Origin of the sequence: Flavobacterium sp. FlaQc-28 (genome assembly GCF_044007415.1) — a bacterium.
Lineage (GTDB): Bacteria > Bacteroidota > Bacteroidia > Flavobacteriales > Flavobacteriaceae > Flavobacterium.
The window spans coordinates 297,951-320,151 of sequence record NZ_JBIPCM010000002.1 but is presented as its reverse complement, the minus strand read 5'-3'; the positions used below and the strand labels follow the sequence as shown (position 1 = coordinate 320,151).

Annotated in this window: 18 protein-coding genes; 11 read left to right on the top strand and 7 right to left on the bottom strand. The window is 32.6% G+C overall.

Annotated elements, in window-relative coordinates:
- The first annotated feature begins 156 nt into the window (after positions 1–156).
- On the top strand, positions 157–1,125 hold the full coding sequence (locus ACHRVL_RS07270; RefSeq protein WP_395411508.1) for a TerC family protein: 969 nt from the start codon (positions 157–159) through the stop codon (positions 1,123–1,125).
- 73 nt (positions 1,126–1,198) lie between these two features.
- Here ACHRVL_RS07270 and ACHRVL_RS07265 read toward each other — a convergent pair whose 3' ends face one another.
- The 3 genes from ACHRVL_RS07265 to ACHRVL_RS07255 all read right to left on the bottom strand — a co-directional run bounded on the left by ACHRVL_RS07265 (position 1,199) and on the right by ACHRVL_RS07255 (position 4,002).
- A complete protein-coding gene (locus tag ACHRVL_RS07265) occupies positions 1,199–1,717 on the bottom strand; it encodes a hypothetical protein (protein ID WP_395411506.1) in 519 nt (172 codons plus the stop codon).
- 84 nt (positions 1,718–1,801) lie between these two features.
- Positions 1,802–2,671, bottom strand: coding sequence for an alpha/beta hydrolase (locus tag ACHRVL_RS07260; RefSeq protein ID WP_395411504.1), 870 nt, complete (start codon positions 2,669–2,671; stop codon positions 1,802–1,804).
- Between the two features lie 458 nt (positions 2,672–3,129).
- Complete coding sequence (locus tag ACHRVL_RS07255; RefSeq protein WP_089056518.1) at positions 3,130–4,002, bottom strand: AraC family transcriptional regulator; 873 nt, start codon at positions 4,000–4,002, stop codon at positions 3,130–3,132.
- Positions 4,003–4,451: 449 nt separating this feature from the next.
- Between ACHRVL_RS07255 and ACHRVL_RS07250 the strand changes: the two genes are divergently transcribed.
- The 4 genes from ACHRVL_RS07250 to ACHRVL_RS07235 all read left to right on the top strand — a co-directional run bounded on the left by ACHRVL_RS07250 (position 4,452) and on the right by ACHRVL_RS07235 (position 7,284).
- Positions 4,452–4,856, top strand: coding sequence for a T9SS type A sorting domain-containing protein (locus ACHRVL_RS07250; RefSeq protein ID WP_089055177.1), 405 nt, complete (start codon positions 4,452–4,454; stop codon positions 4,854–4,856).
- 409 nt (positions 4,857–5,265) lie between these two features.
- The gene (locus ACHRVL_RS07245; protein WP_395411502.1) at positions 5,266–5,631 is read left to right on the top strand and encodes a T9SS type A sorting domain-containing protein; all 366 of its coding nucleotides are present in this window, start codon (positions 5,266–5,268) and stop codon (positions 5,629–5,631) included.
- Between the two features lie 487 nt (positions 5,632–6,118).
- Positions 6,119–6,526, top strand: coding sequence for a T9SS type A sorting domain-containing protein (locus ACHRVL_RS07240; RefSeq protein ID WP_089055179.1), 408 nt, complete (start codon positions 6,119–6,121; stop codon positions 6,524–6,526).
- Between the two features lie 371 nt (positions 6,527–6,897).
- A complete protein-coding gene (locus ACHRVL_RS07235; protein WP_089055180.1) occupies positions 6,898–7,284 on the top strand; it encodes a secretion protein in 387 nt (128 codons plus the stop codon).
- 52 nt (positions 7,285–7,336) lie between these two features.
- Here the strand turns inward: ACHRVL_RS07235 and ACHRVL_RS07230 are convergent, their stop codons facing one another.
- Positions 7,337–7,792, bottom strand: coding sequence for a type ISP restriction/modification enzyme (locus ACHRVL_RS07230; protein ID WP_395411500.1), 456 nt, complete (start codon positions 7,790–7,792; stop codon positions 7,337–7,339).
- A 242-nt stretch (positions 7,793–8,034) separates the two neighbouring features.
- Here ACHRVL_RS07230 and ACHRVL_RS07225 point away from each other — a divergent pair, with 242 nt between their 5' ends.
- Complete coding sequence (locus ACHRVL_RS07225; protein ID WP_129024145.1) at positions 8,035–8,421, top strand: flagellar motor protein MotB; 387 nt, start codon at positions 8,035–8,037, stop codon at positions 8,419–8,421.
- Between the two features lie 233 nt (positions 8,422–8,654).
- On the opposite strand, the gene ACHRVL_RS07220 is transcribed toward ACHRVL_RS07225, so the two are convergent.
- Together ACHRVL_RS07220 and ACHRVL_RS07215 are read right to left on the bottom strand one after the other, a co-directional pair.
- Positions 8,655–10,283 (bottom strand): arylsulfatase, encoded by a 1,629-nt coding sequence (locus ACHRVL_RS07220; RefSeq protein ID WP_395411499.1) that lies wholly within the window; start codon positions 10,281–10,283, stop codon positions 8,655–8,657.
- A 457-nt stretch (positions 10,284–10,740) separates the two neighbouring features.
- On the bottom strand, positions 10,741–14,181 hold the full coding sequence (locus tag ACHRVL_RS07215; protein ID WP_395411498.1) for a methylmalonyl-CoA mutase family protein: 3,441 nt from the start codon (positions 14,179–14,181) through the stop codon (positions 10,741–10,743).
- Positions 14,182–14,471: 290 nt separating this feature from the next.
- On the opposite strand from ACHRVL_RS07215, the gene ACHRVL_RS07210 reads away from it, so the two are divergent.
- The 5 genes from ACHRVL_RS07210 to purU all read left to right on the top strand — a co-directional run bounded on the left by ACHRVL_RS07210 (position 14,472) and on the right by purU (position 20,217).
- Positions 14,472–16,034 (top strand): L,D-transpeptidase family protein, encoded by a 1,563-nt coding sequence (locus ACHRVL_RS07210; RefSeq protein WP_395411496.1) that lies wholly within the window; start codon positions 14,472–14,474, stop codon positions 16,032–16,034.
- A gap of 176 nt (positions 16,035–16,210) precedes the next feature.
- Positions 16,211–16,552 (top strand): hypothetical protein, encoded by a 342-nt coding sequence (locus tag ACHRVL_RS07205; RefSeq protein ID WP_395411494.1) that lies wholly within the window; start codon positions 16,211–16,213, stop codon positions 16,550–16,552.
- A 521-nt stretch (positions 16,553–17,073) separates the two neighbouring features.
- Positions 17,074–18,333, top strand: coding sequence for a hypothetical protein (locus ACHRVL_RS07200; protein ID WP_395411492.1), 1,260 nt, complete (start codon positions 17,074–17,076; stop codon positions 18,331–18,333).
- Positions 18,334–18,556: 223 nt separating this feature from the next.
- Positions 18,557–19,279 (top strand): DUF4197 domain-containing protein, encoded by a 723-nt coding sequence (locus ACHRVL_RS07195; RefSeq protein WP_395411489.1) that lies wholly within the window; start codon positions 18,557–18,559, stop codon positions 19,277–19,279.
- An 83-nt stretch (positions 19,280–19,362) separates the two neighbouring features.
- The gene (gene purU, locus ACHRVL_RS07190) at positions 19,363–20,217 is read left to right on the top strand and encodes a formyltetrahydrofolate deformylase (protein WP_395411486.1); all 855 of its coding nucleotides are present in this window, start codon (positions 19,363–19,365) and stop codon (positions 20,215–20,217) included.
- A gap of 148 nt (positions 20,218–20,365) precedes the next feature.
- Here the strand turns inward: purU and ACHRVL_RS07185 are convergent, their stop codons facing one another.
- Complete coding sequence (locus ACHRVL_RS07185; protein WP_129053590.1) at positions 20,366–21,859, bottom strand: catalase; 1,494 nt, start codon at positions 21,857–21,859, stop codon at positions 20,366–20,368.
- Positions 21,860–22,201: the final 342 nt, after the last annotated feature.

Sequence of the window (22,201 nt, the reverse complement as noted above, 5' to 3'; positions counted from 1 at the left end):
TCTTACAACTATCAGTTCGAGCGGAGTCGAGAACCTATGTAACATTTCGACTTCGCTCAATGTGACAAAACCATAAATTTGAAAGTAACTTTTCAATAATTAATTTTCAAGTTAAACTTCAAAACTTATCTTTGTACATCATTTAAAAAATTCATCATGATAGTCTGGACTTTCTTTTTGTTAGCCGTAATTTTTATTCTTGCTTTAGATTTAGGTGTATTCAATAAAACACCCCATATCATCAGCACCAAAGAAGCCAGCAAATGGACCTTAATTTGGGTTACTTTATCTTTTCTTTTTTCAGGAGTTATTTATTGGCTGTACACCACAGACTATATCGAAAACCCTGATAATTTAAAACCAACTGTAGCCGCAATGAAATTCATTACCGGTTACTTAATCGAGTTATCCTTAAGTGTAGATAACATTTTTGTAATTGCTATTATTTTTGCTTCCTTCAAAATTCCGCAAAAATACCAGCACCGCGTATTATTCTGGGGAATTTTGGGCGCGATCGTTTTTCGTGGTCTAATGATTTTCTTCGGAGTAATGTTGATCAATAAATTTACTTGGACGACTTATTTATTTGGAGCTTTCTTATTATTTACAGCAATAAAAATGTTGTTTTCAGGCGAAGACGAAGATTTTCAACCTAAAGATTCTTTTGTTTACAAAGCATTAGGAAAAATCATTCCGATTACCTCTCATATGGAAGGCGAGAAATTTTTCATTTCAACAAAAACCGCAAAAAGAGCTGCAACACCATTATTTGTTGCTTTAATTGTAATTGAAGTAATGGATGTTTTATTTGCTGTCGACAGTGTTCCTGCCATTCTAGCCATTACATCTGATCCGTTTTTAGTATTTAGTTCTAATATTTTTGCTATTCTTGGACTGCGTTCTATGTACTTTTTCTTAGCCAATATGCTGGCAAAATTCAGTTATTTAGAATACAGCTTAGTTGCTATTTTAGCCTTTGTGGGATTAAAAATGTTACTGCACGATTTCATCCACGTACCAGAATGGGCTTCTTTAGGATTTATTGCACTTTCGCTTTTAGTTGGAATTATCGTCTCGCTAAAATTTGGTAAAGAAAAAGAACTTACTGATAACAGCAAAGAATAATACTTTTCAAAACATATAGTCATAAAAAAAGGAAATCTTACGATTTCCTTTTTTTTATTATATAAATCTATTACTAGAATTTAATCTCTTGAATTTGGCTTTCATTCAATTTTGCTGCAGACATTACTTCTGAAAAGTTACTCGTATTAACAGTCTTAGCTAAATCCGATGGAATAATTACAACTCTAAAAGTTTGATTTTGTATATACTCTGGCTTAGTTAATAAGTTATAAGTTCCTCTAGCAGTTATAATAAAATCAACTTTACTAAAATCATAATCATAATCCAACTCATTTCCATCATTAAAATAAATTGTTCTAGGTAGTAATTGCCAAACTGGAGTAGTTGGATTAATAACACCTGTCAATCTATAAATCAAAACAGTTTCATCATCAAATAAATTATCCCCAATTTCAAATTTAAAAGTACTTTTCAAATTATATTCATTATCAGCAACCCTACCTAAATTAACATTACTAATTTCAAATGCTTCAGGCATTAATGCATCTCTTCCCGGAGGCCCTTCAGGTCCTTCGCAACTTGTAAAAGCGATTAATCCAACAACCGCAAAAAGGGTAAGTATCTTTTTCATAATTTTTATTTTTTAGATTTATAAAGGTATTCCAAAAACCAAACCAAAAAAAGCTTTTAGTTGGCTTTGAAACGATATTTTCGTTTATTTTTTCGCAACAACCTGATTTTTAAGCAGTATTTTATTAAAAAATAATACATGATACGGCAGCGAATTTTCCCAATATTCCCAAGTATGTGCTCCTGGACGCTCTGTATAATCGTGTTCTATTTTATCGTAAACCATTCTGCGATGCAATTCTCTATTAGGTTCAATTAAAAAATCATCAACACCGCAATCAATTATTAACGGCAGTTTATTGTCTTTTATTTTATCCAGCATTCCCATAACGGCATGCTGTGCATACAATGCCGAATTATCGCTTTTATCTCCAAAAACAGGCTGCATTAATTTTATCACTTGTGCCGAAGACTCTCGATTAAGCATTGTACCCATATCTACTGCTCCGCTCATACTACCGGCGGCACAAAACAAATCAGGATGTTTAGCAGACAAGTACAAAGCTCCATGCCCCCCCATAGAAAGTCCTGTTATTACTCTTCCGTTTCTATTGCTGATGGTTTTATAGGTTTTATCCACTTTTTGAATTACTTCCTGCGTAATAAAAGTTTCAAACTGACTTCCTGGATTTACAGGGCTGTCTAGATAAAAACTAAACGTTTCGCCCTCTGGCATTACAATAATTATATTGTATTGATCTGATAAATTTTGAACTAGTTTTTTATTTGGAGTATTTTTTAACCAATCACCAAAATGTCCGTATGCACCATGCAGCAAATACATTACCGGAAAAGCCGATTTACTTTTAGCATACGAATTGGGCAAAACTACAGCTGCTTTGTATGTTTTACTCATGGCTGTGCTGGCAATTTGCAGCGTGTCTACCTTTGCGGCGTACGACATTGACGAAACACACAAGAAAACGGCAAATACCCAAATTTTAAAGTTTTTCATTTTTATCATTTTTCGATTAAGGAATGTAAATATACCTTTTTTCAAAATAATTATATGAAAAATCCGACCAGTTTTCGCTAATCGGATTTATGAGGGTTATTTTCTTCTGTTGCCACGACCCGAGCGATAGCGAACAGACGAAGCAACTACACGAATTTTCACGAATGAAACTTTGACAAAGTTTTAAACTTTATCAAAGTAAAAACCGAAATTAAAAATTCGTGAAATTCGTGGCTGATAAATTTAATCAAAACTATTAACTAAATTCGTTTCGTGTAATTATTCAAAAAACAATCTAACACATAGAAACATAGATTTTATGCCTAAAAAAGAAGACAAAAAAGAAACATGTTTCTTTCGCATAGCGCAGCTATGTGTATTTAAAAAAAAGTGAAACGCCTAATTTTCGACTGTAAAAGCTATGTTCCTATGTGTTGAAAATAATTATGCCCAACGGGTTAACTAATTATAATTTTATGCTCGTGACGATATTGCGAGGCGCTTTTACCTGTATATTGCTTAAATGATTTACTAAAGTGACTGAAATTATTAAAACCACTTTCGTAGCAGACTTCGTTTATACTGATTGCTTTTTCGGCCAATAATTTTGAAGCATGAACCAAACGATATTCATTCACAAACTCTGTAAATGTTTTATTTGAAATCTTTTTGAAATAACGACAAAATGAAGGCGTGGTCATACTCACCAAATTCGAAACCTCATCGATAGCAATCGATTCTTGAAAATGATCTTTTACATAATTAAAAATCACATTCATACGATCACTGTCTTGCGTTTGAAGTTCCAGCGAAAAACCATCAGCATTCAAAATGGTGTATTCTTCAGAAGATTCAAGTTCATCCAAAACACTCAAAAGTGTCAGCAAACGCTCAAACGGAAGCTGATGTTCCATCATTTCTATTTTCTTTCCAATTTGTTTTTTAGTCTCACCGCCAAAAGCAATTCCGCCTTTAGACTGACTTAAAATATTTTGGATTTTCTTCATCTCTGGAACTACAAAAAAGTCATTTCCTAAAAATTCAGGTTTAATATGAATGACTGTTTCGTTTGTATTTCCCGTATTTTCATTTGTAAAACCGCAATGCGGTAAATTAGAGCCTATCAGAATCAAACTGCCATTTGTGTAATAAGAAACATGGCTTCCTATTTGTCTTTTTCCTGCCCCGCCGTTTATATAAACCAACTCAATTTCTGGATGATAATGCCATAAATGAGCTTTGCTATTGGTCTTTTCGGCGTGTTTAGTATAGGTAAAAGAACTTCCGTATGAGCTAGTTATCACTTCAAGAGCTGGGGCAATTGTCTTCATGATAAAATCTTTAAAAAATAATAGCAAATTTAACAAAATCACCTAAAATAATTTAAATTTTAACCTATAACGGTTTCGTAACTGAGAATTTTGCATAAAAAAACTCCAAAAAGACAGCTCTAAAATAGGCGAAAATCTTTGCTTTTTTCATAACTGATATTTTTCTGAATGTTTTTTTTTCAAAATCGTATTTAATCAAACGTTTTTATAGTCATCTAGTATTTTTTGTAAGAATACAGGAGTTTACAAAAAACATTAACAATCTTAAATCATTAAAAAATAACAACTGAATTAACACAAACACCTACAATAATTCAAATTTTAACCTATATCGGTTTCGTAAATGAGAATATAGCACATAAATTGGAAAATAGAGTAAATAAAAAATAGGGATCACTGAAGTAATTTTACATCAGAAAATTAGTGATAACAATTTAAAACGAAATACTATGAAAGCGATTTTAAAATTAAGTTTAGTATGTGCAGTACTTTTATCAGGATTCAGTACTTATGCAATTGATGGAAATGAGGACTTTAATCTTCATGTATTGAAAAACGGAAAAATGATCACTTTTGGTCTTAACCAAGTTCAAAAAGCAAAATTAGCAATATACGATAAAGAAGGAAATTTGTTCTACTCTGAAAATGCTGCTGGTAAAGATGGAATTTTAAGAACTTTTGATTTACAAGATTTTCCAAACGGAACTTACTTTTTAGAAGTTGAAGACAATTCTAAAAAAGTGAGATATGAAATTATCGTAAACGATGATTTTACAACATTATCATCAAAAGCAATTTCAGCTGTTTACAAATCAGATTCTTCTGCAAAAAATACAAGCGTAGCAATACGCTAAAAAAGTTTATACTCTCATACAGTATAAAAATGAGGTTAGATAGTTAGTAAAGTTAAAAAACGCAAGTTTTAGAAACAGCTCTTTGTGGTTATTGAGCTGTTTTTTTTTGTCCTTTATTGAACTAAAATTTTAACTGCTAAGATTTAACCGCAAAGTCCGCAAAGAGTTTTATGAAGGTCATTTTTATAAGAAATTACAGCAAATCAATGTTATCTTGTCTTTAAACAAAACATTAAATAATAACAAGTGAATTAACCAAAACGCAACAAATAACGCAAAATTTAACCTATAACGGTTTCGTAAATGAGAATATAGCACATATATTGGAAAATAGAGTAAATAGAAAACAGCAATCAAGAGCTTAATTTTACATTCAGAAATTTGAGATAAATAATTAAAACTAAATAATATGAAAAAGATTTTAAAATTGAGTTTAGTATGTGCAATACTTTTATCAGGAATAAGTTCATATGCAATTGACGGAGGTAACGCTTTCAATCTGCACGTATTAAAAGCGAATGGAAAAGTAATCACTTTTGCTTTAAATCAAACTCAAAAAGCGAGCCTTAGTATATACGACAAAAACGGAAGCTTAATTTATTCTGAAAATGCTTCTGGTAAAGAAGGAATTCTAAGAACTTTTAGCTTAGAAGAATTTCCTGCCGGTACTTATTTCTTAGAAATTGAAGACAGCGTTAAAAAAGCAAGACATGAAATTACAATAACAGACGAAAGTTCGCTTTTATCTTCAAAAGCACTTTTGACTGCTTATTAAACAAAAAATAAGCGCCGCAATGCGCTGTAAAAATTTATACTTTGTTTAAAGTATAAGGTTAGATAGTTAGTAAAGTTAAAAACGTGATTGTTTTAAAACAGCTCTTTGTGGTTATTGAGCTGTTTTTTTTGCTCTTTATTGAAATGAAATTTTAACCGCAAAGTTCGCAAAGTTTTTTAGACAAAACTTTGCGAACTTTGCGTTTTTCTAAATTCAGCATATTAAAAATCATTGCGTGCTATGCGGTTAAATCCACATAATACATGTAAATAAATTCTTAATTCAATGTAAATTCAAAATCAAGAAAATCGTTGAAAAATAACAACCAAATTAACAAAAACAGTAAATATTATTCACATTTTAACCTATAACGGTTTCGTAAATGAGAATACAGCATCGAAATTGGAAAATAGAGTTGTTAAAATACACGCACCTCTGTAGTAATTTTACTTCAGAGAATTAAACTAATAATTTAAAACTAAGTATTATGAAAAAGATTTTAAAATTGAGTTTAGTATGTGCAGTACTTTTTACTGGAATGAGTACGTATGCAATCGATGGAAATGAAGATTTTAATCTTCATGTAATAAAAGCTAACGGAAAGCTTATAACATTTGCCCTTAATAAAGTGCAAAAAGCAAATCTGGCAATTTATGACAAAGACGGATCTCTAATTTATTCTGAAAATGCTTCGGGTAAAGATGGAATTTTAAGAACTTTTAATCTTGAAGAATTTCCAGAAGGAACTTACTTCTTAGAAGTTGAGGATAATGTAAAAAAAGTAACGCATCAAATCACCATTACAGATGATGCAACTGTATTATCAAAAAAAGCGGTTTCATCAGTTTACAAAGCAGGTTTTTCTGCAAAAAATACAAGCGTAGCGGTACGCTAAAAAGTTATACTTCTCATAAAGTATAAATCAAGGTTAGATAGTTAGTAAAGTTAAAAAACGTAAGTTTTAAAAACAGCTCTTTGTGGTTATTGAGCTGTTTTTTTTGCTTTAAACTCAAGCAGATTTCATTGTTTATTATTTTTTTGAAAAACTATTCTTAATAAATGTATCACACTGGTTTATACGTCATTAAAAAAATGATGTAAAAAAACATCCGAAACACCAGTAATTACGTATATAGTGTAACCAAAACATAGAAATAGTTTTAATTCAGCATTTTAGCTCATCAAAAAAGCGCTTTTTTTGCATAAAATTAAATTTGTATTTGTAGTTTTGCGCGTTCCACATTAGTAATAAACATTAAAAAAAACATGACAAGATTTACCAAAACAGGGTTAGTTGCGGCCTTTTTTTTAGCAACTGTATTTTCTTATGCCATTGATGGAAAAGGAGATTATATTTTGAACATTAAAACCGGAGAAGGAAAAGTAGTAAGCTTTACTTTAGATACTGTTCAAAAATCATCATTTTCTATCTACGATGAAAATCACAATTTACTTTATGCTGGAGAATCTGCAGCAAACAAATTAGAGGTTTCAAAAACAATAAGTCTTGAAGGTTTTCCAGCCGGAACTTATGTTCTTGAAGTAAAAGCAAATGATAAGGTTGCAAAACATGAAATTAAAGTTGCTTCTAAAAAAGTAAAAACCGTAAAGTTAGACGAATCAGTAAATGAAAGTCCATCTTTTCGCCGCTAATTTTTTGCCCTAAAAATTAGAAAGCATCAGCCTCAGCTGATGCTTTTTTTATTTATTCCCTTTCTTGATTTCTAAAATTACGCCCAATTTGAATCAATTTCCAAAACACATTAGAATCCAAAGGAAGAGGGATTTTCTGAATATTATTCTCTAAATCCTTATTATAAAGTGACGAATGCAAAACAGCATAACATAAATCTAATAAATCAATTGCGGTAAAACTTTGTTTATACTCTAAGCGCAGTTCTTCGTTGTTTGCAAAACACACATTTCCCGTTTCTTTTTTGTCAAGAAACAATAAACCGTATCGATTTGTAATACTCTTTAGCAATTCTGAATTTAATTCTGATGTTTCCTGAAAAAGACTATTAAGCGTAAAATAAATTTCATTTTCATCTAATGAAATTTTTAAAACAAGCCTTTCTAAGTCAACTTTCAGAAGATCTTTTTCCTTGCTTTCATCAACACGAAAATTAATTATTTTATCTAAATATTGCCAAACTGTCATAATATTCTTAACTTTATAACTCTAAAGTTATAATTTATCCTTTGTATAAATGAAATATTTATTCTGATAAATCGTTTTTCATTATAAGAAATTTTCTATTTAATACGTTAATTCATTTCTAACAGCCCTAAAAAATCGATAAAACTAAAAAAACATCGTCCAAATACACGTTATATACTTGATTTAGATATATTTGCAAAAATAAAAAATAATAACCAAACCATTCATTTAAACCAATATTCATGAAAGAAAAACTAGCTGTTTTAGTGTTGTTGACTGTTTTTTCACTTCGTGTTTCTGCTCAAAATGAAAAGCCTTTCATAACAGACAAGATAAGCGACAAGTATGCTTATGTTGATGTGATTAAAACTTACGAACGTATTGCTGCAAAAGGCTACAAATCTGTCGACTTGTTTCAAAAACTAGGAAATTCCTCTTACTCTAACTACAAACTAGAGAAAGCTGCCGCGTGGTACGGTGAACTTTTCGCTATAACATCAGATTTAGAACCTGTTTATTATTATCGCTACGCAGAATCTTTGCGATTTATTTGTCAAAATGAAAAAGCCGATGCTGTTATCGAAAAACTAAATCGTAAACCCAAAGTTACTACTAGAAAAAAGGTTTAAAAGAAACTGATATAAATAAAACCTCTCATTTCTGAGAGGTTTTTTGTTTTATCCCGCACCAGTAATACCTCAATATTGTCATTTTATTGTGCGATGCTCGCGCGAGCCTTCTCTCTCGTGCATTATTTAGTATTCACGAGCGAGACGCTCCCGCTAGCGTGGGAATACTAGACTAACCTCCCTCTTTTTTATTGAACTTTTACTAATTTATTACTTACCAATTAACAAAAAAATTATTTTTTCTTTTTGACAGCTCCAGATTCCTGCTGGTTTGCTTTGATTTTTTCTTTTACAGATTTTGTTATTCCGTCAATAGTGAAACTTGCAGGTTCTTGGCTTGGCGGATAAGCAATGAATGTTTGTAAGAATACGGCTGATTTTTGAATTCCTTGTGCTAGGATAAAGTCATTTTTTAATCTCCAGTCATTGTATTGGTCTGTATCGTCCGATCTTTCATAAGGGTCTTGACGCAAGTTGAACAATTTAGGAAGACGAAGTTTAACCAATGGATCTTGCCAAATGTCTAAGTTACCTTTAGCTCTTTGTTCTTCAAACACCACTTTCCAGTCGTCAAATCTAATACCTACAAGATCTGCATCATCGTCAAAATAAAAGAATTCATTTCTTGCTGATTTCTTATCTTGAGCTGCACTTGTCAAATAAGACAATTGGTTGAAACCATCCAAATGCACTTTGAAAGTATTACCTTGCGATTGATAGCCGCCTTTTAACAACTCGTCTGTTATATTTGCATTACCTGCTGCTGCAAGCAATGTTGGAAACCAGTCAAGACCAGAAACAATACCGTTCAAGACTTGTCCACTCGGGATATGTCCAGGCCAGCGAATGAAAGCTGGTGTGCGGAATGCTCCTTCCCAGTTTGAGTCTTTTTCGCTGCGAAATGGAGTGATAGAGGCATCAGGCCAGCTAAACATATTTGGCCCATTATCCGTAGCATACACCACTATAGTGTTGTTGGCAATACCTAGTTCATCCAATACTTTTAAAATTTTGCCTATGTCGCCGTCATGCTCCAACATACCGTCAGCATACTCGTTGTCAGGCATACCGCTTTGTCCGCGCATTGATTCACGCACGTGTGTAAATACATGCATACGAGTAGCATTCATCCATACAAAAAATGGTTTTCCGTCTTTATTTTGTCTTTTTATAAAATCGATTGCTTTATCAAAAGTTTCATCATCAATAGTTTCCATTCTCTTTTTGGTCAATGGCCCCATATCTTCGATGGTTTGTTTGCCTACCCTACCAAAACGCGGATCAACCGTATGATCATCTTTGTCAGATGCCTTACAGTTCATAATACCGCGAGGGGTGGCTGATTTTAAGAATTGAGGGTCTTTGGGCCAGTTTGCTCTTTCGGGCTCTTCCTCAGCATTTAAATGATAAAGATTTCCGTAAAACTCGTCAAACCCGTGTACAGTTGGTAGATATTTGTTCAAATCGCCTAAGTGATTTTTACCAAATTGAGCTGTTGCATAACCTAATGGTTTAAGGGCTTGCGCAATAGTGATGTCACGTGCTTGTAAACCAATATCAATTCCGGGAAGTCCTACTTTTGACAAACCTGTACGGTAGCAGCTTTGTCCAGTGATAAACGTTGAGCGTCCTGCTGTACAACTATTTTCTGCATAATAATCAGTAAACATAGCTCCTTCTTTGGCCAAACGGTCGATGTTAGGGGTTTGGTAACCCACTACACCTTTTCCGTAGGCACTGATATTAGAGATACCAATATCGTCTCCAAAAATAACCAAAATGTTTGGTTTATTCTTCTCCTGAGCCATGGCAGTCGGCGAAGCAATTATCCCTGTTACCAATACAGCGCCAATGGTGGTCAATTTACAACACTTTTTTAATTTGTCTTTTAAATTCATTTGCTTTAGTTTATAGTTAATACTGTATTTAATTTAAAAACCTTAAAATTCAAATTATAATCTTATAGCATACTATCTTCAGCCAGAATAAAGTTAACTAATTGTTTATTTCATTAGTAAATTTTAACACATATTAGGTTACTTTTTTTTATTTTGTTTTGCTCTGCATCTGATGTATTTACTTCAATACCTTCTTTTTAGCAATACTGACCACAACATTTAACCACAATATTTGTCATTTCGACGTAAGGAGAAATCAAACACGTAATTACGCAAAGATTGGTGACTTACTTTGTCGAGCTTCTAGTGTGATTTCTCCCTTTGGTCGAAATGACAAACTTTATAGAATTTTATTTTCATAAAACAAAAAAAACCTCCCATTCATATGAGAGGTTTCTTTTTAAATCTATAAAACAAAAAATTACATATTCCTTCTATACTGCCCACCTACTTCAAACAACGCCGAAGTAATCTGCCCTAAAGAACAAACCTTTGTAGCTTCCATTAAATGATCGAATAAGTTTTCGTTTTTAATAGCCGCTTCCTGCAGTTTACTTAAATGCTCGTTTACTTTTGCTTCGTGAAACTGGTGTAAATTATCCAGCATCGTGATTTGATATTGCTTTTCTTCTTCGGTAGCACGAATAACTTCTGCCGGAATTACCGTTGGAGAACCTTTTGAACTTAAGAATGTGTTTACACCCACAATTGGGAAATCGCCATTGTGTTTTAAAGTTTCATAATACAAACTTTCTTCCTGAATTTTAGATCTTTGGTACATGGTTTCCATTGCACCTAGAACTCCGCCGCGTTCTGTGATTCTGTCGAATTCTTGAAGAACCGCAGCTTCAACTAAATCGGTCAATTCTTCGATGATGAATGAACCTTGAATTGGGTTTTCGTTTTTGGCTAAACCTAATTCTTTATTAATAATCAACTGAATTGCCATTGCACGACGTACCGATTCTTCTGTTGGCGTTGTTATCGCTTCATCGTAAGCATTGGTGTGCAATGAATTACAGTTGTCATAAATTGCGTATAAAGCCTGTAAAGTTGTTCTAATATCGTTGAAATCAATTTCCTGCGCGTGTAACGAACGTCCAGAAGTTTGAATATGATATTTCAGCATTTGTGCTCTTTCATTGGCTCCGTATTTGTTTTTCATGGCTTTTGCCCAAATTTTACGCGCCACACGACCAATTACCGAATATTCTGGATCAACTCCGTTTGAGAAGAAGAACGATAAATTTGGTCCAAAATCGTTGATGTTCATTCCGCGGCTCAAATAATATTCCACGTAAGTGAAACCATTTGAAAGTGTGAATGCCAATTGCGTAATTGGGTTTGCTCCCGCCTCGGCAATATGATATCCTGAAATTGAAACGGAATAGAAATTACGAACGTTTTTAGTAATAAAATATTCCTGAACATCACCCATTAAACGCAAAGCAAATTCAGTTGAGAAAATACAAGTATTCTGCGCCTGATCTTCTTTTAAAATATCGGCCTGAACCGTTCCACGAACTTGTGATAACGTTTTTACTTTTATTTCGTTATACACTTCCAAAGGTAAAACCTGATCTCCTGTAACGCCCAAAAGCATTAGTCCTAAACCATTATTTCCTTCTGGTAAATCGCCTTGGTATTTTGGTCTTTCAATACCTTTAGCAGCATATATTTTGTTGATTTTTGCCTCGACTTCTTTTTCTAATTCGTTGGCTTTAATGTACAATTCGCATTGCTGATCGATTGCCGCATTCATAAAAAAGCCTAACAACATTGGCGCAGGCCCGTTGATCGTCATACTTACAGATGTTAAAGCATGCACCAAGTCGAAACCTGAATACAACTTTTTAGCATCGTCTAAGCAACATATCGAAACTCCCGCATTCCCGATTTTTCCGTAAATATCTGGACGTAAATCTGGATCATTTCCGTATAAAGTAACACTGTCAAAAGCAGTCGAAAGTCTTTTTGCAGGCAATCCTGCACTTACATAATGAAAACGTTTATTGGTTCTTTCTGGTCCGCCCTCGCCCGCAAACATTCTTGACGGATCTTCGCCTTCACGCTTAAACGGATACAATCCCGATGCAAACGGAAATTCTCCAGGAACATTTTCCTGTAAATTCCAACGCAGGATATCGCCCCAGCCTTCATATTTAGGCAAAGCAATTTTCGGAATTTGTAAATGCGATAAACTTTCAGAATGTGTTGCGATTTTGATTTCTTTATCACGAACTTTAAACGAGTAAACTGGATTTTTATATTTCGCTACTTTTTCATCCCAATTCAGAATAATCTCCCAATTGTACGGATCTAAATCCATTTTTACTTTATCGAATTGATTCAGTAAAAGATTTAAAAAGATTCTGTTTTCGTCGTGCTCTTGAATTCCGCTTGGCAAAACTGTAGAATCGTCAATTCCAGCTTTATTGATTTGAGGAACTTTTCCTGAAACCGATTCTATGGTTTTAAAGATTCCGTATAATTTCTGCGCTACTTTTTGTTGTGAAAGCGCTGTTTCATCATAACTTCTGTTATTCTCTGCAATTTCAGACAAATAACGCGTTCTGTGTGGCGGAATCACGAAGATTTTCTCACTCATTTCTTTAGTGATGGTAAAAGTCGATTTCAAATCTGAAGCCGTTTTTTCAACCACTTTATCCATAATCGCTTTGTAAAGCGTATTCATTCCAGGATCATTAAACTGCGAAGCAATCGTTCCGAAAACAGGCATTTCATCAGGATTTTTATCCCAAAGATTATGGTTTCTTTGATATTGTTTTTTTACATCGCGCAAAGCATCAAGTGCGCCGCGTTTATCAAATTTGTTTAAAGCTACTAAATCGGCAAAATCAAGCATGTCGATTTTTTCCAATTGCGTTGCAGCTCCAAATTCTGGAGTCATTACATATAAAGAAACATCAGAGTGATCCATAATTTCGGTATCAGACTGACCAATTCCAGAAGTTTCCAAAATAATCAAATCGTATTTTGCTGCTTTCAAAACCTGAATCGCTTCGGCTACATATTTCGACAATGCCAAATTAGATTGACGGGTTGCCAGCGAACGCATATATACACGAGGATTGTTGATGGCATTCATTCGGATTCTGTCTCCTAAAAGCGCTCCCCCCGTTTTTCTTTTTGATGGATCGACAGAAATTAATCCGATTGTTTTTTCTGGAAAATCAATTAAAAATCGGCGAACTAATTCATCTACTAAAGACGATTTTCCTGCTCCGCCCGTTCCTGTAATTCCTAAAACAGGAATTTTAGAATTGACATTGCTTTCGTGAATTTTATCAAAAACAGGTTTTGCAATTTCAGGAAAATTTTCTGCAGCCGAAATTAAACGTGCAATTGCTGTTGGAACTTTATTTTCGATATGATCGATTTCTCCATTTAACTTATCTCCAATAGGAAAATCAGCCTGCTGAACCAAATCATTAATCATTCCTTGAAGTCCTAACGAACGTCCATCATCTGGTGCATAAATTCTAGTAATACCATATTCATGCAATTCTGAGATTTCGCTTGGCAGAATTACTCCGCCTCCGCCGCCAAAAATCTTGATATGCCCTGCTCCTTTTTCGTGAAGCAAATCATACATATATTTAAAATACTCATTATGACCTCCTTGGTAAGAAGTCATTGCAATTGCATTTGCATCTTCCTGAATTGCTGTATTAACCACTTCTTCGACACTGCGGTCGTGTCCTAAATGAATTACTTCAACTCCCGTTGACTGAATAATACGACGCATGATATTGATCGCTGCATCATGACCGTCAAAAAGAGAAGCAGCTGTGACAATTCTTACTTTATTTTTAGGAATATATGGTATTTGTTGTTCCATTTTATGAATATGATAATTTTAAGGGAGCAATTTACAAAATATTTTAATATTTGGTTACTTTAATAGCTTTATGTTAACAAAAAAATATTCACTATTCCTAAACTACTGGGGTAACATTTTAAATCACTTATTGATCTATAGTATATAAACCTACAACATGGCAATTTTGATAAATCCATATTTAATAAAGTAACTCATTTTCAAGATCTTAAAGTAATTTAGTAAAGTAGAAAAAGCCCCAAATTTTTACCAAACTTAAAATCTAAGTAATAACGTAAAAATTTAAAAAAATGAAAACTACATATCACCTAAGTATAATTATTGCGCTTAGTTTTATTATCGTATCTTTTAATAAGTACGAGAATGTTGAATCTAAGAATTATAAATCTAACGTCTTGGCTTTTTACAATAATTCAGATAATGATAATGTAAAAGACAATGTTTCAAACGAATTCTTCAAGAAATATACTGATTTAAAAAAGTATAAATCTGATGTCATGTCCTTATACAAAAACCGATCTCTTGGAACTATTTGGTACGATGAAAATGAGATCAATCAATTTGGCACCATCTTATATGACAAAGCAAAAAAAACAAACGATTTGGTTATTCCTTACCAAAAAGAAATAGACCAGCTTTTTGATTCTTCATCAGAAACCAATCTCTCTATAATTGATGCTGATATGCTTTTAAGCTCTTTATACATTGTATATGCACAAAAAAGCAATTCAGATTCAAATAAAAAATTGTCTTATGATGCCATGCTGAAAGATTTTCTAAACTACAGTACAATCGAAAAAGCAACAGTAAAAACTGATGATGATAAAAATCTTTATGACCAATACTATAAACTGCAAGGCGTTTTAAAACAATATAAAAAAATAGAAAAATCTAATAAATGGAAACCTATTACAACAGAAACTCCATACAAAGATTTGCGTCCAGATGCAGTTTCAAGCACTATTGCTCAAGTTAGAACACGTTTGTATTTATTGGGCGATTTAAAACAGGATTCTAAAAGTGATGTTTACGATCGTGAACTAATGGATGCTGTTATGAAATATAAAGTTCGTAACGGTTTTAAACCAAATTACATTCTGGCAGAAGAACATATTAAAGAAATGAATATTCCGCTTTCGGATAAAGTAAAAACTTTAGTACTTAATATGGAAAGAGTTCGTTCTATTTCGGCTGAGTTGGTAAACAATGACGAATATATTATGGTAAATGTTCCGTCTTATGAATTGATTTATGTTAAAAACGGAAAAATTGAACTAACCTCAAGTGTATTTGTAGGATCGCCTTTGACTAAAACTACCATTTTTAACGGACAAATCGAAAGAATTGTTTTTAGTCCTTATTGGACAGTGCCGCAAAGTATAGTTGAAAATGAGTTAAAATTAAAAATAGCTGCCAATAAAAATTATCTTGCAGAACATAACATGGAAATGGTAAACGGTCAGATACGACAAAAACCAGGACCAGAAAACTCTTTAGGTTTGGTTAAATTCATGTTCCCAAATCCAGACGATATTTATATGCACGACACGCCGTCTAAAACTTTATTCGATTTTGAAAAAAGAACTTTCAGTCATGGATGCATTAATGTAAAATTAGCCAAAGAATTAGCAGTCGCCATGCTAAAAGATTATCCAGAATGGACTAAAGAAAAAATAGACAATGCAATGGCAGGAAAAGCAGAAAACAGTTTCAAACTTTCTAAAAAAGTACCTATTTATATCTGCTATTTTACTTCGCTTGTAAATGAAAACGGAGAGGTTGGTTTTTTTCAAGATGTCTACGAAAAAGATGCTGCTTTAACTCCTGAAAAATCAGCTGTTGCAGTAAACTAAATTTAATGTAAAATTAAAAATCAATCGGAAATTCATTTAGTTGAGTTTCCGATTTTTATATGCAAAAAAACCTTAACTTGTTTATTTTAAAACTTTTAGAGACCTAAATATTGAGTTTTCTGTCAGAACTTTGCAGCGTAATATACCACTAATATTAATTGCAAAAACAATAAATCATGAAAACAGAAAATATTGAAGGATTAACACTTTTTGAAATTAACTTATTAATTCAACAAGGCGCAAAATTTGTAATGTTTCCTAATATGATGACTAAATTTAAAAGTTCAACTATTTATTTTGTTCGTCCTGAAGAAAAAACATTTAAATATGCTGTAAAACACTTTTTTAAGAATATCGCAAATTGTTGGCACATCTTACCTTTTAGACCTCTTTATCTTTCTAAATCCTTATTTTATTTAGCCATTGGCGGTCAAAATTACACTCAAACAGTTTTGGCAGATTTACAAAAAATTAATCCTGTCCATAACCCAAATTTATACTGTTTACAATACGTTTAAACTGCCTTTTTTATCCCAAAAAATCTTAGTTATAAATTTGTTGCAATAAACCAAAAGCTATCAGGGTAATCATGCAGCCCTACTCTGCTTGAAAAAAATCCTTTTTTGCAATTTGTTTATCTCAAACAAAAAGAATTAAATCATCTTATAAATTTTATAAGGTGATTTTTTTTGTTTCATTCAAAAATTAATGTCTTTAAAACATTTCTTTTTAAATTTAAAATCTTGCTGGAACGAATCTCTTTTTCAGCCCATTTATAGTATCAAGTCACTTTTTTATTTAATAAAAGGCGGAAAAGATTACACACAAGATGTATTAAACGATCTTAATCAAAATAATCCCATTTACAGGACAAATTTACAGGGCGTAGAATTCAACTAAAAAATTAAATATCAACAAAATAGAAATCTAGTTTTCAAAAAAAATCACGTTGTTAAGCAAATGTTTTTTTTCAATTAAAAACATTTGATCAGGTACTATATTTAATAGTCATATTCATATATTTGAAAAAAATATTTTTATGAAAAAAATTACCCTAATCTTATTACTAACTGCATTAAGCAGTGCATCTTATGCTCAAAAAGCAGACACCAACAAGAAAAAAGTTAAGATAACGATTCCAAAATCTGACTTTTTCAAAAACATTAAAACATACAATATTATTGTTCAAGGAGACGATACTTGGAACGCAGATTACGCTGACAAGACCACAAAAACTTATGAGCATAATGTAACTAAAAACACTATTGAAGATTACTCTAAAAAAGATGTCTCAAACCCAGATGTTCGCGTTTTAATGGGATACAAAGGAGCTACTTACAAAAGAGCTGATAATGGTACGTATCTTTTAGACGGAGATTTTAAATATTTGGTTTTAGGAAAAAACAATGAAATCATATACGAAAAAGGCACAAATGCCAAAATGTATTCTGGAACTTACGTAAACGGAAAACCAAATCAAAGTTTAGCAAGTGACCTAAATAACATTGGATATAAATATCTTGCTGATAACAATATTTTTACAACCGAAAAAGAATTCACATTAAACTACGGCGTATTCGAAAAAGCAGATGAGTTTCCTGAACTTATCGAATTTAATACTAAAACAAATGAATTTTTAGACAAAATTGCAAGCAATTCTTTAGATCAATCTTATCTAACAGAACTTGAAAAATTTTATTTGGGTTATGTGGGTAAAGAATACAAAAAATTAAAACCAAAAGATTACAATAAAGTAATTTACCTAAACTTATCGCTGACACAATTGTTTCTTTTAAATTTTAACAAAGCTTCAGAATACCTTGAAACTGCAAAGCAAGGTGCAGGTATGATGAGTATGTGGCCAGATGAAGCCAAAGCAAACATTACAAGTTTAATGACAGTAAACCAAAATAACTTTACTGCAAAAGTTGAAAACCCAACATTCGACTCTGCTTACTATATTTATATTAACGGAACTGTATCTCAAAACGGAAAAACACAAACTGGAAAACTAAAAACGGATCGATTTGCAAATCGTGCAGAGGGAAGTATTCTATCTTCAAATGATCCAACTGAATCAAAAGTTTGGATTTATAAAGATAATGGTGAAACTGATTTTGTTGTAGTTAACGACAAAACAACTATTACTACAGATAAAGGATTAGAATTGAAATTTATTAAATACAACAACGCCTTTATTTTAGTAGAAAAAACAGCAGATTCGTCTTTTAAAAAATACGAATCTTCTGCAACTGAAATTTATGCAGAGAAAGACGGAAAATTTGAAGTAAAGCAATAAGCTCATTTTTTTTAAATACCTATTAAAAAGATTCAACTTTTTTAGTTGAATCTTTTTTTTTTTGCAGTATTGTCGTCTCTCCTATTCATCAAATTTCTATGTCTAAGAAATTGAAAGCTGTCCTAATGTTAATTATAAAACAAATTGTTACAGCTCCTCAAATAAAATTGTGGCTTTATTTTTGAATAAGTAGTATTTTTGAAACTTAAATAAAAACCCTATAATGAAAAAGATTTTAATTCTGTCTCTCCTATTTTCTCTAAGTTCTCAGGCTCAGGTAAAAGAAACCTTAGCTCAAAAAATATCAAAACTATCTACTAAAGTTTCAGGAGTTGGCGGCGTTGATATTGCATCTGGACTAAAAGAAGCTTTAAATAAAGGAATTACAGAACAAGTAAGTAAATTAACCGCCGTAGATGGTTTTTATAAAAATGAAGCTGTAAAAATTCTAATGCCCGAAGAACTGCAAAAAGTCAATGCCACTTTAAGAAAAGTTGGCCTTAGTTCACTTGCCGATGAAGGTGTTAAAATGCTGAATCGCGCTGCCGAAGATGCTGTGAAAGAAGCAACTCCAATCTTTGTTTCGGCAGTGAAAAATATGTCGATTACCGATGCGAAAAATATTTTATTAGGAAATGAAAGTGCTGCAACAAGTTATTTGCAAAATAGTACCACTACAGCTTTATACGGAAAATTTAATCCTGTAATTAAAAGCTCTTTCGAAAAAGTGGGTGCCGATGTGGTGTGGAAAAACATTATAAAAAAATACAACACAATCCCGCTTGTAAAAAAAGTAAATCCAGATTTAACGGATTACACAACAACTCAGGCTTTATCTGGCGTTTTTAAAATGATTGCTGTTGAAGAAAAAGATATTCGTACTAACATCAGCGCAAGAACAACACCTTTATTGAAAAATGTTTTTGCAATGCAGGACAAAAAATAGTTTTTTTTGTTTAATCGTTTATTCGTGCAATCGAACAAACGATTAAACAGTTAAACAATTAACCGATTAAACCAAAAAACGAAATGCAAAAAATAACCATTCTGATTCATTGCAAAGACCAAAAAGGAATTATTGCTGCAGTGACAACTTTTATTGCTAAAGTTGAAGGAAATATCATTTACATTGATCAGCATGTTGATGTAGAACAAAATGTCTTTTTTATGCGATTGGAATGCGAATTAACCAATTCGAAAACTACAATTGAAGATTTTAAAACTGATTTTGATCAATCTATCGCCGCCGACTTTAATATGTCATGGGATTTGTACAATCAGGAACAAAAACCTAAAATGGCATTGTTCGTTTCTAAATACGATCACTGTTTATTTGATATTTTAGGACGTTACAGCGCCGGCGAATTAAACATCGAAATTCCCCTTATTATCAGCAATCATAATGATTTAAGATCAATTGCTGAGCGATTCGACATTCCGTTTCATTGCGTGCCTTTTACAAAAGACAATAAAGAAGAAGGCGAAGCTAAACAAATTGAACTTTTAAAAAGATATCAGATCAATTTTATTGTTTTAGCACGCTATATGCAGATTATCACACCCAATTTGATTTCGCTTTACGAGAATAGAATCATTAATATTCACCATTCATTTTTGCCCGCTTTTCCGGGAGCAAAACCCTATCATTCAGCCTTTAAACGCGGTGTAAAAATTATTGGTGCAACAAGCCATTACGTCACCGAAGAATTAGACGAAGGACCAATTATCGAGCAGGATATTGCCAGAGTTTCTCATATTCACTCAGTTGAAGATTTTATCATGAAAGGCCGTGATTTGGAACGCATTGTTCTTGCAAGAGCAATTAAACTGCATGCAGAAAGAAAAACAATGGTTTATAGTAATAAGACAGTTGTTTTTTCTTAAGGCTCAAAGTAGCAAAGGTTCAAAGGGACAAAGTTTTTTTTCTTTATAACAAAACAAACCCGACAGGTTTTAAAATCTGTCGGGTTTAATTTTAAAATTATGAGGCAAACCTTTGAACCTTTGCCTCTTTGAACCTTTTTTCCTTTTTTTAACGAACCACAATCGACAATCTTGGATCATCAAAAGCATCTACTTCAGCCATTGTCATTCCTAAAGCGTTTGCAACTCCTTCTCCATATGCTGGATCAGCTTTGAAACAGTTTCTGATATGGCGAATCTGAATAAACTTTTGAGCGCCGCCAACTTGTCCTGCAGTATTTTTAAACAACAATTGTTTCTTTTCTGGAGTTAACAAATTGAACAATAATCCCGGCTGTGTGAAATAATCATTATCATCATCTCTAAAATTATGTGCCCACGCATCGCCGTGAAGTTTTAATGGCGGTTCTTTAAATTCTGGCTGTTCTTGCAATTCGCCAAAACTATTTGGTTCATAATGTTTTTTCGAGCCGTTATTTCCATCTACACGCATTGCTCCGTCTCTGTGGAATGTATTATAAGGACATCTAGATGAATTTACAGGAATTTGGAAATTATTTACTCCTAAACGATATCTATGTGCATCTCCGTAAGAAAACAAACGTGCTTGCAGCATTTTATCTGGTGAGAAACTAATTCCTGGAACAACATGCGCCGGATTAAAGGCAGCTTGCTCTACTTCGGCAAAATAGTTTTCTGGATTTTTATTCAATTCAAATTCTCCAACTGGAATCAATGGAAAATCTTTTTTCAACCAAACTTTAGTTAAATCAAAAGGGTGAAAACGATACGTTTCGGCTTGTTCTTCGGTCATAATTTGAACAAACAATTTCCATTTTGGAAAATTCCCTTCTTCAATAGCATCAAACAAATCTCTTTGGTGGCTTTCTCTGTCTCCTCCTACTAATTTAGCCGCTTCTTCATCAGAAAGGTTATCAATTCCTTGCTGTGTTACAAAATGGAACTTCACATAATGTCTCTCATTTTGTTTGTTTATAAAACTAAAAGTATGACTTCCAAATCCGTGCATTTGTCTGTACGATCTCGGAATACCTCTATCACTCATTACTATTGTAACCTGATGTAAAGCCTCTGGCAGTAAAGTCCAAAAATCCCAATTGTTATCAGCACTTCTCAAATTGGTTTTTGGATCACGTTTTACCGCATGATTTAAATCGGGAAATTTCATTGGATCACGGAAAAAGAAAACAGGTGTATTGTTTCCTACCAAATCCCAGTTTCCTTCGTTTGTATAAAATTTCAAAGCAAAACCTCGAATATCTCTTTCGGCATCTGCAGCGCCTCTTTCTCCTGCAACTGTAGAAAAACGAGCAAACATTTCTGTTTTTTTACCAATTTCCGAAAACAAATCGGCTCTTGTATATTTAGTAATATCATGAGTTACTGTAAAAGTTCCGTAAGCGCCAGAACCTTTAGCATGCATTCGTCGTTCTGGAATAACCTCGCGATCAAAATGCGCCATCTTTTCTAAAAACCAAAAATCTTGTAACAAAACAGGTCCGCGAGGGCCCGCAGTTTGAATGTTTTGATTGTCTGGAACGGGAGTTCCGGTAGCAGTTGTTAATTTTTTGTTTGATTCCATATTGCTGATATTTAATGTTTTATCAAATATACAAACTTATCTTTAGCATATTGATAATCAAAATTGATTGTTATTATATTTTAATAATAAAAAACTATATACCGTTACAGAAAGCTCAAAATCAATACTTAAAAAATCTTAACGTATGTCCAACAAAGTAATAACAAAACCTTAACAGCAAAGCATCCATATATATCTGATCTTTGTAGTGTAATAAACTGGTTATTTATTATTTTGGTTTTGGTTAGTTAAATGATGCCGGCGTCTTCGAGATGCCGGCATTCTTTTTTTGTGTTAACATGGTTTATTTTGTTTCAAGTTTAAGGTTTCAGGTTGCTTTAC